The organism is Rhodopseudomonas sp. G2_2311, from assembly GCF_047501505.1.
Lineage (GTDB): Bacteria > Pseudomonadota > Alphaproteobacteria > Rhizobiales > Xanthobacteraceae > Rhodopseudomonas > Rhodopseudomonas palustris_H.
In genome coordinates, this window is the sequence record NZ_JAZDRK010000002.1 from 81,608 (window position 1) to 95,842 (window position 14,235).

At 65.1% G+C, this 14,235-nt stretch carries 11 protein-coding genes; 3 read left to right on the plus strand and 8 right to left on the minus strand.

Translation table 11 applies throughout. The features are described 5' to 3' along the window. Window positions 1-76 precede the first annotated feature (76 nt). Entirely contained in the window at window positions 77-919 is an 843-nt protein-coding gene (locus VRZ08_RS03310) for a CarD family transcriptional regulator (RefSeq protein ID WP_164573738.1), read from the minus strand. On the opposite strand from VRZ08_RS03310, the gene VRZ08_RS03315 reads away from it, so the two are divergent. After that, window positions 909-1,244, plus strand: coding sequence for a hypothetical protein (locus tag VRZ08_RS03315; protein WP_159060638.1), 336 nt, complete (start codon window positions 909-911; stop codon window positions 1,242-1,244). The genes VRZ08_RS03310 and VRZ08_RS03315 overlap by 11 nt on opposite strands. Before the next feature lie 186 nt (window positions 1,245-1,430). Here VRZ08_RS03315 and fdxA read toward each other — a convergent pair whose 3' ends face one another. The 4 genes from fdxA to VRZ08_RS03335 all read right to left on the minus strand — a co-directional run bounded on the left by fdxA (window position 1,431) and on the right by VRZ08_RS03335 (window position 6,590). After that, window positions 1,431-1,769: a ferredoxin FdxA gene (fdxA, locus tag VRZ08_RS03320; protein ID WP_164573739.1), complete on the minus strand. Its 339-nt coding sequence runs from the start codon at window positions 1,767-1,769 to the stop codon at window positions 1,431-1,433. Window positions 1,770-1,843: 74 nt separating this feature from the next. After that, window positions 1,844-2,113 (minus strand): RNA-binding S4 domain-containing protein, encoded by a 270-nt coding sequence (locus VRZ08_RS03325; protein ID WP_414531560.1) that lies wholly within the window; start codon window positions 2,111-2,113, stop codon window positions 1,844-1,846. Window positions 2,114-2,142: 29 nt separating this feature from the next. After that, on the minus strand, window positions 2,143-5,415 hold the full coding sequence (locus VRZ08_RS03330) for a helicase-related protein (RefSeq protein WP_414531561.1): 3,273 nt from the start codon (window positions 5,413-5,415) through the stop codon (window positions 2,143-2,145). 302 nt (window positions 5,416-5,717) lie between these two features. Next, window positions 5,718-6,590 (minus strand): DUF3108 domain-containing protein, encoded by an 873-nt coding sequence (locus VRZ08_RS03335; RefSeq protein WP_414531562.1) that lies wholly within the window; start codon window positions 6,588-6,590, stop codon window positions 5,718-5,720. A 301-nt stretch (window positions 6,591-6,891) separates the two neighbouring features. Here VRZ08_RS03335 and rpmB point away from each other — a divergent pair, with 301 nt between their 5' ends. Both rpmB and VRZ08_RS03345 read left to right on the plus strand, forming a co-directional pair. Next, on the plus strand, window positions 6,892-7,197 hold the full coding sequence (rpmB, locus tag VRZ08_RS03340; protein ID WP_107342708.1) for a 50S ribosomal protein L28: 306 nt from the start codon (window positions 6,892-6,894) through the stop codon (window positions 7,195-7,197). Window positions 7,198-7,519: 322 nt separating this feature from the next. Beyond that, window positions 7,520-10,744, plus strand: coding sequence for a PAS domain S-box protein (locus VRZ08_RS03345; RefSeq protein ID WP_414531563.1), 3,225 nt, complete (start codon window positions 7,520-7,522; stop codon window positions 10,742-10,744). A 16-nt stretch (window positions 10,745-10,760) separates the two neighbouring features. Here the strand turns inward: VRZ08_RS03345 and VRZ08_RS03350 are convergent, their stop codons facing one another. From VRZ08_RS03350 to VRZ08_RS03360, 3 genes are read right to left on the minus strand one after another with little or no spacing between them, the layout of a single operon-like run. After that, window positions 10,761-11,897, minus strand: a complete 1,137-nt coding sequence (locus VRZ08_RS03350; RefSeq protein ID WP_414531564.1) for an esterase-like activity of phytase family protein — start codon at window positions 11,895-11,897, stop codon at window positions 10,761-10,763. Between the two features lie 24 nt (window positions 11,898-11,921). Continuing rightward, on the minus strand, window positions 11,922-13,826 hold the full coding sequence (gene cobT, locus VRZ08_RS03355; protein ID WP_264054062.1) for a cobaltochelatase subunit CobT: 1,905 nt from the start codon (window positions 13,824-13,826) through the stop codon (window positions 11,922-11,924). Further along, on the minus strand, window positions 13,823-14,233 hold the full coding sequence (locus VRZ08_RS03360) for a GNAT family N-acetyltransferase (protein WP_264054063.1): 411 nt from the start codon (window positions 14,231-14,233) through the stop codon (window positions 13,823-13,825). Before VRZ08_RS03360 ends, cobT begins: the two co-directional genes overlap by 4 nt. Window positions 14,234-14,235 lie beyond the last annotated feature (2 nt).

The window sequence follows — 14,235 nt, forward strand, 5'->3', positions numbered from 1 at the left end:
TGAACAGGTCTTGGCCCACGAAAAAGGCCCGGCTGGATGGCCGGGCCTGATTTGCTTTCAAACCGAATGCGGCTGCTTACGCGGCCTCGTCGGTCACCGCCTCGTCGTCGGAATCGCCGTCGAGATCCGCATCGGACTCGGCTTCGGCTTCCGCCTCGGCCTTGGCGCCGCGGCGCGGGCTCTTGGCGAGCTGGCTCTCGACTTCCTTGACGGCTTCGGTCTCGGTGATGTGCTGCACCACCGCGATCTCGCGCGACAGACGATCGAGCGCGGCTTCATAGAGCTGGCGTTCGCTGTACGACTGCTCCGGCTGCGATTCCGAGCGATACAGGTCGCGGACGACCTCGGCGATCGCAACGATGTCGCCCGAATTGATCTTGGCTTCGTATTCCTGCGCCCGGCGCGACCACATCGTCCGCTTGACGCGGGCACGGCCCTTCAGCGTCTCCAGCGCCTTCTTAACCAGTGCCGGATCGGACAGCTTGCGCATACCGACATTGCCGACCTTTGCGGTGGGCACGCGCAGCGTCATCTTGTCCTTGATGAAGTTGATGACGAACAGCTCGAGCTTGGCGCCGGCGATTTCCTGCTCCTCGATCGCCAGAATCTGGCCGACGCCGTGGGCCGGATAGACCACGAATTCGTTGGCCTTGAAGCCCTGGCGCTGGGTCACGGCCTTCTTCGGCTCCTCGACGCGCGCCTGCGCCGGGGCCGCCGGCTTGGACGCCGCCACCGGCTGCTTCACTTCCGGCTTCACCGCCGCCTTGGCAACGGGCGCCTTCACCTCGGTCTTGACCTCGGCCTTCACCTCCGCCTTGGGGGCAACGGCAGCCTTGGCAGGCTTCGCCGCCGGCTTGGGTGCGGCGACGGGCTTGGAGGCCGCCGGCTTGGCGGGAGTTTTCGCAGACTTGGTTGGCATTTCACTTCTTTTGATTTTCGAGGACTTGAAGGCCGGAGCTTTAGAGGCCGAAGCCTTTGCAGCAGACCCCTTTGCGGTAGCGTGTTTGGTGGCGCTCGCCTTGCTGGCGCCCGCCTTGGTCTGGGTCTTGGAAACAGAAGCCTTTGCGGCGGTCGCTTTGGCGGCTGTCCGGGTGTCCTTGACAGAAGCCTTCGAACGGCTCTTTGTGGCTCCGCGGCTGGCCGCAGATGCCGACTTGGCACCCTTTGAAGAAACACTCGTTTTACGCGTTTTCTGTGACACAGCCTGCGCGTGGAACCGCCACGCCCCTGTTCGTTGCTTTTGACGGGGAACCCTTCCCGGCCGCAAACGGCATGCCGGAGTTGACGAATGTGCTAAATATAGCACATTCCCCGCAAAAATCAATGATTTATGACGATTCCAGCCCATTCGGGGCGGTGCCCCGGGGCTCATCTCGTCAACAGGGTTAAGCTGGTCGGCCGGCTGAGCCGGCCTTCTCAAGACCTTCGGCTTAGTCGCCCGAACCCGGCTCCGAAGAGAAGTACTTCTCGAACTTGCCGGCCTGACCGTCGAACTCCTTGGCGTCCGCCGGAGCGTCCTTCTTCTGGGTCAGGTTCGGCCACGTCTTGGCGTATTCCGAATTCAGCTCAAGCCACTTCTCGAGGCCCGGCTCGGTATCCGGCTTGATCGCTTCCGCCGGGCATTCCGGCTCGCACACGCCGCAGTCGATGCATTCGTCCGGATGGATGACCAGCATGTTCTCGCCCTCGTAGAAACAATCCACGGGGCAGACTTCAACGCAGTCGGTGTATTTGCACTTGATGCAGTTTTCAGTGACGACGTAAGTCATCCCAACGCTCCGGAACGGTTCTAATTTTGAGTGTTTGCGTACCGCAGGAGCTCCGCAGCCGCAAGTGTCGATGCCTATTCCCGTGGCATTCCGAGATCGGCATAAAGTCCAGTAACCGACTCGGCGTCGCCGCGGCGCTCACTGAACCCAACCACCTTCAGCACCCGCACGCCACGATCCAGCGCAATCGTCAGCACGTCGCCGGTCTTGATGCCATGCCCCGGTGAGGTCTCGCGCACGCCATTGATGCGAACGTGGCCGCGTTCGACCAGAGCCGCAGCGCTGGTGCGGGCGCGCACGATGCGCGCATGCCACAGCCATTTATCGAGACGCTGACGCTCCAAGCCCGAACCACTGGCTATGCCGGCGCGCCTTAGTCCTTGCGGCCGGCGGTGAGTTGCTCCTTCAGCGCGGCGAGCTTGGCGAACGGCGAATTCGGATCCATCGGCCGGTCGCGCTCACGCGGGGCGCTGGAATGCACCTGCCGGTGCGAGCCGCCCTGGTTGTCGCGGCCACCCTTCGGCCCGCCCTGATACTTGTCCTGGAATTTGTCGCGGCCCTTGAAGCGCTCGCGCGGTGGGCGTCCTTCGCCGGAAGCCTCGCGGCGTCCGCCTTCACCTTCCTGATCGCGCCGATTGCGACGGAAATCACCCTTGCCGCGCCCTCCACCACGGTCACCCTTGGCTTCGGCCGCTTCGCCTTCAGTCGCGCCGGCAGGAGCGCCGTGCTGTGGACGATTGCGATGGCGGTTACGATCGTGACGCGGCCGATGCTCGTCGGAGCGTCCACCTGGACGCCAGACTTCAACCAGCTCCGGCTCCGCCTTGGCGGCCGGCGCTGCTTCGTCGCTGGCAGCTGCGGGCGAAGCTTCAGCTGTGGTCGCTTCGGTCGCGGCGGCTTCGCCGGCTTCAGCAGCGGGCTGCTCCGTAGTCTCGGTGTTGGTGGCTTCCGCAACCAACTCCGCTGCAACAGCTACAGACTGCTCGGCTACGGGCTGCTCGGCGACGGGCTGTTCGTCGGCACTCGGCGCAGGCTCGGCAGCCTCGCCGTCGGCCGGCGACGGCTCGAACGCGATCGCGCCGGCCAGGATGGCCTGATCTTCAGCCGACATTTCGGTCGTGCTCGCCGCCTCGGTCGAGGCCGGAGCCGCAGCTTCGGCAGGTTTGGGCGCCTGGGGCAGCGCCGGGCGCCGCTCCATGCGGTAGCCGAGCGCCTTCAAGATCGACGCGAAGTCTTCGCCGGCCGAACCGGTCAGCGACGTCATCGCCTGGGTGACGACGAAGCTGCGGCCGTCGAACGCACCCGCCGGCTTCTCGCCGGGCGCGCCTTCACGCCACGCCAGCGCAGGGCGGATCAGGTCGGCGAGACGTTCGAGAATGTCGACGCGGACGGCGCGTTCGCCGCACAACCGGTAGCCCAGCGTGCGGTAGGCATCGCGATCCAGCGCCTTGTCGGCCGGGAACGAGGTGCGGCCGCTGCCGGCGAGATGCTGCGCGCTGGACAGCGCGGCAAGGTCGACATTGTCCTGCTTCTGCGCCCACAGCAGCGAGGCAAGCGCTCGCGCCGCCGGCTTCAGCAGCGAGGGGAAGTAGATGTGATAGGCGCCAAACCGCACACCGTATTTGCGCAAAGTCGCGCGCGACGGTTGGTCCAGATCCTTCATCTCGGTCGCGATCTTGGCGCGCTCCAGCACGCCGAGCGCCTCGATCAGCTGGAAGGCGATGCCGCGGGCAATGCCGCTGACATCCTCGGCTTTGCCGAGTTCGAACAGCGGTCCGAGGATCTTTTCGACATGTGTCTTGAGCCACAGGTCGAGACGGGTCTGCACCGCTTCGCGCGGCGCGCCGGCCAGACGGTCGTCGGCGATGATCCGCAGCCGTGGCCGCAGCACGTCGTCCGAGCCCACCAGCCGCGCGACCGCATCGCCGGTCCAGCGAATGGTCCCGTCTGAGGTCAGGATGAACTGATCGTCCGGTGCGTTCGACAATTTCTCGGCGCGCGCGTCGATTTCGCCGGCTAGCGCCTTTTGCGCCGTCGCCTGCAACGCCTTCGCATCCGAGCCGGCCTCGGCCGCGTCGGGCGCAAAGGTGAAGCCATCGAGCCGGCCAATCACGTGGCCCTCGACGATCACCTCACCAGTCTTGCCAATTTCCGTATTCAACATCGTGTTTTCCCGCAGGCGGCGCATCAATACACTGGTCCGGCGATCGACGAAACGTTCCGTGAGCCGTTCATGCAACGCATCTGACAATTTATTTTCAACGTCGCGCGAGATGCCCTGCCAGTATTCGGGGTCGGCGAGCCAATCCGGCCGGTTGGCGACGAAGGTCCAGGTGCGGATTTGCGCAATTCTCGCGGAAAGCGTGTCGATACCGCCGTCGGTGCGATCCGCCTGATCGACCTGGGCAGCGAACCAGCTATCCGGTATCCGCCCCTTTTGCATCAAGAACCGGTACAGCGTGATCACTAGCTCGGCATGAGCCGCTGGTGCGATCTTACGGTAGTCCGGGACCTGACAGACATCCCATAGCCGCTCCACCGCGGCTTTGCCCTGCGCGATTTCGCGCACCTCGGGGTCGCGGGCAACGTGGTCGAGCACGCGGAGATCCTCGGCGACCGGGGCGCGCGTTAGCGCCTCGTGCCGGGGCGACTCCGCCAGCGACACCTGCAGCGCGCCGAGCGAGGCGAAATCCAGCTCGGCGTTGCGCCATTGCAGCATCTTCACCGGTTCAAAGCTGTGATTTTGCAACGCGTTGACCAGCTCGGGCTCGAACGGCGCGCAGCGCCCGGTGGTGCCGAAGGTGCCGTCCCGGGTGGCGCGGCCGGCGCGCCCGGCGATCTGAGCAAATTCAGGCGGGGTCAGGCGGCGAAACTGATAGCCGTCGAATTTGCGGTCGGATGCGAACGCGACGTGATCGACATCGAGATTGAGCCCCATGCCGATTGCATCGGTGGCGATCAGGTAATCGACGTCGCCGGACTGAAACATCGCCACTTGGGCGTTGCGGGTGCGCGGGCTCAGCGAGCCCAGCACCACCGCGGCACCGCCGTGCTGGCGCTTGATCAATTCGGCGATCGCATAGACCTCGTCGGCCGAGAACGCGACGATCGCGGTCCGTCGTGGCTGCCGAGTCAGCTTGCGGTCGCCGGCATATTCGAGCTGCGACAGCCGCGGCCGGGTGACGATACTGGCACCGGGCAACAGCCGCTCGATCATCGGCCGCATCGTCGCGGCGCCGAGCAGCAGCGTCTCGTCGCGGCCGCGCCGACGCAGAATCCGGTCGGTGAAAACGTGGCCGCGCTCGAGGTCGGCCGCGATCTGGATTTCGTCGACCGCCAGAAACGAGACGTCGAGATCGCGCGGCATCGCCTCGACGGTCGAGACCCAGTAGCGCGGCTTGGAAGGCTTGATCTTCTCTTCGCCTGTCACCAGCGCGACGGCGTTGGCGCCGACTTTGTCGACGATCTTGTTATAGACCTCGCGCGCGAGCAGCCGCAGTGGCAGACCGATCAGGCCCGACGGGTGCGCGACCATCCGCTCGATCGCCAGATGCGTCTTGCCGGTGTTGGTCGGGCCTAGCACCGCGGTCACGCCGGCGCCGGGGACGCGGTCATTGGTAAACGCTTCAGAGTACAGGTTGGGCATTTCGAGTGGATTTCTGCGTGGTCGCGGTCAGATCTGTGTCACATCGCGACGCCGCAGCAATCGCCGATTAAGGGCTGGAACGAGTCCGGAACGAAACGCGGCCGAATCGCTGACTCGTTCTGAGTCGGGAGTGGCTGACGCAATATGTCGTACAGGGCTCAGCCGCGCGCTCAAGATCAGGTGAAAAGACAGGCCATTATCCTCTTCGCCCGGGTGAGTTCGCCGCGGTTCATGCGTTCCGCGATTCCGACGGGAGTCAACATGATTCAACGCCGCCGATCGCAGGCAGGCGGGGCCGCGCTCTATTGCGCGCGTGACGCCGACTTCGGCGGTGTGGCCTGGGTGATGAATTGCGTTGCTTCGAGCATCGCGTTGCCGACCGGCGTCGGGATCTTCAGCCGAAAGGGCGCGAGAACGCGGGTGCCGGCGATCGGCGCCAGCCAGACTTCCATGTCACGCTGCTTGATCAGATATTTGATCGCGGCACGATCCGGAATGTAGCCTGACACCGGGTTGAAATACACCGCGCAGACCAGCGCCGGTCCGCGATAGCCTTTTTCGGCCTTCACTGTCTCGGTGCGCTTGTACTCCATCCGCAGATCGTATCGCATGCGGCCGTCGAAGATCGGCGTCGACACCCGGCAGGAGTCTGGGCTGAGCACGTCGCCGGTGCCCGGCACCCGCAGGAACGACGCCGTCATCGGATCGATCACACCGCGGCGATGCGCGTCCGTCACCGGGATGCGGTCGTCGTCCGGTGGCGGCTCCGGCTCGATGCTCGACTCTTTGACGTTGCCGTTCGCGAGCGTGATGCGGATGGTTTCGGTTTTCTTACCGCCCGTGATGCTGGCCATGTAGTTGCCGGGCACCAGCTGGCCGTTGATCACCCGGCCCTGCGCTTCGCCGCGGCCGTGACCGCTGGAAAACGCCTGCATCACGCCGGAGGTCGTCCCGGTCGCGGACGCCGAATAGAAATCATCGTCGACCTGGATCACCCAGGCGCCCTTGCCGACCTCGATTCCGGCGAGTGACGCTTCATAGCGGGCGTCGAGCTTGCCCTGAGCAGCCGCAGGAACAGCCGTCAGCACCGCGGCGGCAGCCAGCAGCCCGCCCAGACCCGCGTACCGGGTCGCCGCGGGAATGACAGTGGCAATGTGGCGGCTGCTGATGTTCACGAACGATGTCCTGCCTGGCGCGGAGGCGCCGTCGATGGGTCAACTCGCACCGGGCCGATTTGTTGGTGTCGGAACCGATTACGTCCTTTATATGGTGCCAGATGCTTGATGGTGCCCGCAAATCCGCGTATCGCCGGGCACCTCACGGCAGTTCCCGATTTGGCATTTTCGGGTTCCGGCGCAGCCGTCGCTTGACGCTGCGCGCCAGCCCTTTTATAGGTCCGCGGTTCCTGAAAACGGACGAATGATGAAGCCCCGCGCCTGCTGGTGGGCCGGCGGGGGATGACAGAGGATTTTCGCCATGTCTCGGCGCTGCGAACTGACCGCCAAGGGTGCCCAGGTCGGCCACAAGGTCAGCCATTCGAACATCAAGACCAAGCGGCGTTTCCTGCCCAACCTGGTCAACGTCACTTTCCTGTCGGACGCGCTCGGCCGCGCGGTGCGGCTGCGGGTTTCGACCAACGCGCTGAAGAGCGTCGACCACCGCGGTGGCCTCGACGCCTACCTGCTCAAGGCTCGCGACGCCGAGCTGTCGCCGAAGGCGGTGGAGCTGAAGCGCGCGATCGCCAAGAAGACGGCGGGCGCGCCGGTTGCCGCGGCGAGCTGATCGCCGCTTCGCCAGTTCAGGCCTGATTGAGATTTCGGCGGCCGGGTCGTTCGACCCGGCCGTTTTGTCGTGCGTGCTGGTCCGGATGGGCGGCCGCAGGCCCCTGCGTGGCCACCGGCATTCGAGGGTGCGACGTCCCGGTATCACTACCAGGAATATACCTTCGTTCGAATCACGTACTTTCCCGAGGTGACGGAGCGATCGGCCGATCGCACAACTTCTTCACGTCGGTCTGATCGCCCATTCGAGCGCATACCGCAGCAAAAGCCGCCGCCGGCGCCCTTCCATGCGCGCCGGTGCGGTCGCCATCGCAGGGGCCTTCATGAAACTGTCGACCCGGCTGACCCTCGCCATGGTAGCGCTGGTTTTGGTGACCACCGCGGTCCTCGGATTTCTCAACTACCAGAACGTCGTCGATCTGGTGATGCCGCGGGCGCTGATGCGGCTTCACACCCACGCTCAGCTCAACGCGCTGCTGATCGAGACCTCGCTGCAGAATACGCACGCCGATGCGGTCGGAGCACAGTCCTCGGCGGCATTGCGCGACCTACTCACCGCCCGCCGCGAAAGCCTGCAGACGACCGGTGAGGAGCCGGCGAACTGGCGCAGGCGGATTGAAGCCCGTTTCATCGCCGAGCTGGTGGCCAAGCCGAGCTGTGCAATTCTGCGCGTGATCGGCCCGGAGGACGGCGGCCGCGAGCTGGTGCGGGTCGATCGGCTCGGTCCGAACAACAGCATCCGCGCCGTGCCGCAGTCCGAGCTGACCCGCCGCGGCGATCGCACGTACTTCAAGGAAGGCATGGCGTTGCCGCCCAACCGAGTGGCGATGTCGAAGGTCGAGCTGAACAAGACTGCGACCGGACTCGAGACACCCTACGTGCCGACGGTGCGGACCATGGCGCCGATCGACGGGGCCGATGGCACGCGGCTCGGTCTCCTCGTCATCAATACCGATCTGCGCGGCCTGCTCGAGCGGATCCGCGAGAGCTCCGACGGCAGCAGCATCATCTACGTCGTCAACGCCGATGGCGATTACCTGCTGCATCCCGATCGGTCGCGTGAATTCGGCTTTGACCTCGGCAAACCAAGTCTCATTCAAGACGACTTCCCGCGGATGTCCGAACTGCTGTTTCTGCGCAAGGGTGGCGATACACCGACCCTGGTCGCGGATAGCGCCGGCGAACGCTTCGGCGCTGGGTGGGACTGGGCTGAGCTGCCGAACGGGCCGAGGCTCGCGGTGGTGGAAATGCGGCCCTACGTGTCGTTGACGTCGGTGCAAACGGCGGTGCGGAATTCCACCATCCTGGGCGGCACCGTGGCGATCCTGGTGGCGATGCTGATGGCGTTTCCGCTGGCGCGCTCGCTGACGCGGCCATTGGTGCGGATCACCAATTCCATCGTCGCGTTCTCATCGAGCGGTGTGCCGGTCAAGGTGAAAACCGGCGGTGGCCACGAGATCAACATGCTGGCCGACGCTTTTACGCGGATGGCTTCCGAGTCTCAGCGCAAGGCGGAGGCATTGGCGTCCGAAGTCGAGCAGCGCTCGCGGATCGCTGAAGTACTGCAGAACACCATCGACAACATGGTCGATCCGGTGCTGGTCGCCGATGCCAATGGCATGGTGATTCTCACCAATCCGGCCGCTCGGGAAACCTTCGGCCAGCTGTCTGGCGTCGGCATGTTCAACACCACCCGATCGTTCGACCGGTTCGATGCGGACGGCAATCCGATGGCACAGGATCAGTCGCCGCTGCTCCGCGCCTATCGCGGCGAGACCATCATCAATTTCGAGTTCGCGGTGCAGCCGATCGGCTCGACGCGCCGTTCCTATCTGATCGCGAACGGCCGCCCGTTGCGGAATGAAACCGGCGAGATTCAGGGCGCCGTGATGGTTTACCACGACATTACCAAGACCAAGAAGGCCGAGGACGCGCTTCGCCGCAGCGAGCAGATGTCGCGCGCGATCATCGATACGGCGCTCGACGCGTTTGTGCAGCTCGACGCGCAGGGGCGGATCACCGATTGGAGCCCGCACGCCGAGTCGATGCTGGGCTGGAGCCGCGAGGAAGCGATCGGTCAGGATTTCGGCGAGCTAGCGCTCCCGCCGGATCAAACCAGAGAAATCAAGACCGGTTATCGACGCTTCATCGAAGCGATCGAACACGACATGAGCGTGATTCAGGGCCATCGCATCGAGATCGAAGCTGTTCGGCGTGACGGCTCGCCGATCGCCCTCGAAGTCTCGATGACGGCGCTGCCGGTCGAGGGGCGGTTCGTCGTCAACGTCTTCATGCGCGACCTGACCGAGAAGATCGCGTTCGAAGAGCAGCTGCGGCAATCGCAGAAGATGGAGTCGATCGGACAGCTGACCGGCGGCATCGCCCACGACTTTAACAACATGCTGACGGTGATCACCGGCACAATCGATATCATCAGCGACGGTGTCGCCGACCAGCCGCATCTGGCGGCGATCGCCAAGCTGATCAGCGAGGCGGCCGACCGGGGGGCTGAGCTGACCCGGCTGCTGCTCGCCTTTGCGCGTAAGCAGCCGCTGCGGCCCGACGAAACCGAGGTCAACGCGCTGCTGTCGGGCCTGCAGAGCCTGCTGCGGCCGACGCTCGGCGAGCCGATCGAAGTCGAGACCGTGCTCGCGCCAGATACGTGGTCGATCTATGTCGACCGCGGCCAACTTGAATCGGCGCTGGTCAATCTCGCGGTGAATGCACGCGACGCGATGCCGAAGGGCGGCAAGCTCACGATCGAGACCAGCAACGTCGTGGTCGATCCGGATCTCGGCAAGCGGTTCGGTGATCTGGCGCCGGGCGACTACGTGATGATCGCGATTACGGATTCCGGCTGCGGCATTCCGGAGTCGATCCGCAGCAAGGTGTTCGATCCGTTCTTCACTACCAAGGAGGTCGGCAAGGGCACCGGGCTCGGCCTCAGCATGGTGTACGGCTTCATCAAGCAGTCCGGCGGCCACATCACGCTGGACAGCGAGGAGGAGCAGGGCACGACGTTCCGGCTGTATTTGCCGCGAGCCCAGATCCAGGTCGACGCCGAGGCCGCGCCAGCCATCGAGCAGAACGCGATCGGTGGTACCGAGACGATCCTGGTGGTCGAAGACGACGCCATGGTGCGCAGCTACGTCAACGCCCAGCTCAAGAGCCTCGGCTACACCACGTTGTCGGTCGGTAACGCCGCCGCAGCCCTGTCGATCGGCGAGAGCGATACCGCATTCGATCTGCTGTTCACCGACGTGGTGATGCCCGGCCCGATGAACGGCGTGCAGCTTGCGGCCGAGATGATCAAGCGTCGGCCGGGACTCAGGGTGCTGTACACCAGCGGCTATTCGGAGAACGCGCTGATCCATAATGACCGGATCGATTCCGACGTGCTGTTGCTGTCGAAGCCGTATCGGCGTAGCGATCTCGCCCGGATGATCCGCCGTGCCCTGGCGACCGCCCAGGAGGCCGAAGCGGCGCGATCGACCGCCGCCGCCGAGCCGGCCCAGCCGAGCAGGGCCGCGGCGGCACGGCCGGCGTGAACCGGCGCAATCGCGATCAGCGGCTTTGGTCGGCTTCCAGCGTGAATTGCAGCAGCAGGGTTCGCTGCAGCATCGAGAAATTGTCGTCCGACACCATCGTCAGCACGATCGCGCCGGTGGCATCGACATGGATGTCGAGCCCTTCCATGTTGTCGATCTCGTTGCCGAGGTCGGCCTCGAAGATCGCTGGGCCATCCACGGTTGCGCCCGGGACGATCGTGCTCAGTGCGATCCGGCGAATGCGGATATGCACGCCTTCGAACCAGGAAAACTTGCGCTCCAGGATCAACAGCTCGCCGCCCGGCAGCAGCGCGGCGTCGGCGATGTCGTAGTTGGCAGTCCGGCGGACCGAGAACTGACCGGGAGATTTGCCGCCGATCAGGAAGCCGATGGTGTTGCGCTCGGCATCAAGACCGCGTTCGGACAGCGCGATCAGCGTGCCGGCCAGCGCGTGCGGCTTCGGCACCACCACCAGCGATTCGATGCCCTTGTTGTTGGGCAGCTTGCGCAGCGCCGGTGGCACTGCGATCGGCTGGCCACGCGCGCGGATGCCGTCGCGGCCGAAGTCGAACTTGACGATCTGGTTGACGCGCTCGAAGCCCACATAGGCTGTGCCGCCGTCGAACGCGAGCGACTCGCTATCGTACCACTTGCGCGACCGCAGCGGCATGCCGTCGGGGCCCAGCAGCGGCGCCGCTTCGACGTCGGCAAGACCGCTCAGCGCAATTCCGTCATAGACGATGCGGCCAGTGAACCAAGTTGCCTTGTCGCTGATCGCAACGAACCGCTCGCCGCGGGGATCGAGGCGCAGTGCGGACAACCCGCCGAACCCGCGGAAGCCGGACGTCAGGATCAGGCCGCTGCGAAACTGCAGCGCGCCGAATTGGCGATGGGCGCGATCGCGCAAATCGAAGTGATCGATGGGGCGAGCCCGCACCTCGATCGAACGCGGTGCCGGCGGTGTCAGCTCGTCGGCTTCGACAGGCTTGGCCTGCGCCAACGCAAGGGTCTGCGCGAAACCGGCCAACGCCGCGGCGCCGCCCAGTGACAAGCCGGCCGCAAGCAACTTGCGGCGCGTCGTCGTGGCGAAGTCCGGTACGGCTGTCGCCGTGGGATCGCTCCGCTTCCCAGCCTCGCCCCGCGGAGCGTTCATCGGCTCATCTCAGCCTAAGAGCGCTCACGAGTGTAGACGACGCCGGCGCGGACCCGGCGTTGCGGCCGGGGTGGCGGTCTCGCTGAACAGTTCGGCGAGCTTCTCGGTGATGGCGCCACCGAGCTCTTCGGCGTCGACAATGGTGACGGCGCGGCGATAGTAGCGCGTCACGTCGTGGCCGATGCCGATCGCGATCAGCTCCACCGGCGAGCGGGTCTCAATTTCCTCGATGATGTGGCGCAGATGCCGTTCGAGGTAATTGCCGGGATTGACCGACAGTGTCGAGTCGTCGACCGGCGCACCGTCCGAGATCATCATCAGGATCTTACGCTGCTCGGGGCGGCCGAGCAGGCGCTTGTGCGCCCAGTCGAGCGCTTCGCCGTCGATGTTCTCCTTGAGCAGGCCCTCGCGCATCATCAGCCCGAGGTTCTTGCGAGCCCGGCGCCACGGCGCGTCCGCCGACTTGTAGATGATGTGCCGCAGGTCGTTGAGCCGGCCCGGATTGGCCGGCTTGCCGGCGGCAAGCCAGGCCTCGCGCGACTGCCCGCCCTTCCAGGCGCGGGTGGTGAAGCCGAGGATCTCGACCTTGACGCCGCAACGCTCCAGCGTGCGCGCCAGAATGTCGGCGCAGGTCGCCGCCACCGTGATCGGGCGGCCGCGCATCGAACCGGAGTTGTCGAGCAGCAGCGTCACCACGGTGTCGCGGAACGTCGCTTCCTTCTCGCTCATGAACGACAGCGGATGGAACGGATCGATCACCACGCGCGACAGACGCGCCGGATCGAGAATGCCTTCTTCGAGGTCGAAGTCCCAGGCGCGGTTCTGTTGCGCCATCAGCCGGCGCTGCAGCCGGTTGGCGAGGCGCGCGACGATGCCCTGCAGATGCGCCAGCTGCTTGTCCAAATAGCTGCGCAGCCGCTCCAGCTCGTCGTGGTCGCAGAGATCTTCGGCGGCGACGATCTCGTCGAACTTCGGCGCAAAGGCGTGATACTCCGGCCCGCGCGGCTCGTTGGCGCCGCGATTGTGCGGGCGGGTGGCTTCGCCCGGCGTTTCGTCCTCGCCGAGTTCGGAATCGTCAAAGGCGTCGGAGGTCGATGCCTGGGCGCTTTCCATCTGGCTGTCGCTGACCTCGTCGCTGGTCGCTTCGGCCTGCTCGGCGCTCATCTCCTGCGCGGCTTCGCCCTGCGGCTCGCCCTCGGCGCCGGACTGATCGTTCTCGCCTTCCTGCTTGTCGTCCTGGTTCTCGTCTTCGTCGGTCTCGGTGTCGCGATCGTCGCCGAGCTCGAGTGCGTCGAGCATGTCGTGGATCACGTCACCGAACTTCGCCTGGTTGTCGGCGAAGTGTTCGAGCTGATCGAGCCGCGACCCAAGCTTGTCTTCCAGCACCGGCCGCCACAGGTCGACCAGCTTCTTGGCCGCGGTAGGCGGCGCCAGCCCGGTCAGCCGCTCGCGCACCAGCATCGCCAGCGCGTCCGACAGCGGCGCGTCGGCACGGTCGGTGATCTCGTCGAATTTGCCGCGATGAAAATGATCGTCGAGCATCGCGGTGAGGTTCTTGGCGACGCCCGCCATCCGCCGTGCGCCGAGCGCTTCGACGCGCGCCTGCTCGACTGCCTCGAACACGCCGCGGGCCTGCGGATTGCCCGGCATCAGCTTGCGATGCACCTTCGGGTCGTGACAGGCGAGCTTCAGCGCGATCGAGTCGGCGTGGCCGCGCACGATTGCGGCGTCGCGCTTGCTCATCTTGCGCGCCGGCTCGGGAAGCCGCGCCTTGCCCGGTGCGAGTCCGGGGCGCTCGGCCGCGAAAGTAACCTCCAGCTCCGGAGCCTTGGCGATCGCACGCAGGCACGAGGTGACGGCGCGCTTGAACGGCTCGGTCGGCGCTTCCTTCGATCCGGTGCGGAGCTTTGTGTTGGTCGTGGTGCTCATAGCGCTTTCATGAACCAGTGCCGCGTCACATCGTCAGGATAACCGTCGATGACGCCGAACTTTTTATAACCGGAGGTCGAATAGAAGCCTGGAGCCTGAAAGCTCATCGTGTCGAGATATGACCTCGTGGCTCCAAACTTCCGTGCTTCGTCCTCGATTGCCGCGAGCAACTTTCTGCCGTGTCGTTTGCCCCGGTAGGCCTGCTCGATCCAGAAGTACTGGATGAACAGTACCGTCGACCACATCTCGCCGACGACGCCTCCGACGATTTGCTCTCCGTTTCGCAGTGAGACGGCGAAGCGCTTGTACTTCTGCCGTCCCCACTGCTCTTTGTTGTAGGCCTTCAGTCCGTCGAGAACCGCCTTCTTGGTCTTGCCATAAGTGCGGTCGACGGAAACTGAAGGCATGG

Excerpts from the sequence above, each read along its gene's own strand:
- VRZ08_RS03310 (WP_164573738.1), bottom strand. The coding sequence starts at position 919 with ATGCCAACCAAGTCTGCGAAAACTCCCGCCAAGCCGGCGGCCTCCAAG.
- fdxA (WP_164573739.1), bottom strand. The coding sequence starts at position 1,769 with ATGACTTACGTCGTCACTGAAAACTGCATCAAGTGCAAATACACCGAC.
- VRZ08_RS03330 (WP_414531561.1), bottom strand. The coding sequence starts at position 5,415 with ATGCCCAACCTGTACTCTGAAGCGTTTACCAATGACCGCGTCCCCGGC.
- rpmB (WP_107342708.1), top strand. The coding sequence starts at position 6,892 with ATGTCTCGGCGCTGCGAACTGACCGCCAAGGGTGCCCAGGTCGGCCAC.
- VRZ08_RS03345 (WP_414531563.1), top strand. The coding sequence starts at position 7,520 with ATGAAACTGTCGACCCGGCTGACCCTCGCCATGGTAGCGCTGGTTTTG.
- VRZ08_RS03350 (WP_414531564.1), bottom strand. The coding sequence starts at position 11,897 with ATGAACGCTCCGCGGGGCGAGGCTGGGAAGCGGAGCGATCCCACGGCG.
- cobT (WP_264054062.1), bottom strand. The coding sequence starts at position 13,826 with ATGAGCACCACGACCAACACAAAGCTCCGCACCGGATCGAAGGAAGCG.
- VRZ08_RS03360 (WP_264054063.1), bottom strand. The coding sequence starts at position 14,233 with ATGCCTTCAGTTTCCGTCGACCGCACTTATGGCAAGACCAAGAAGGCG.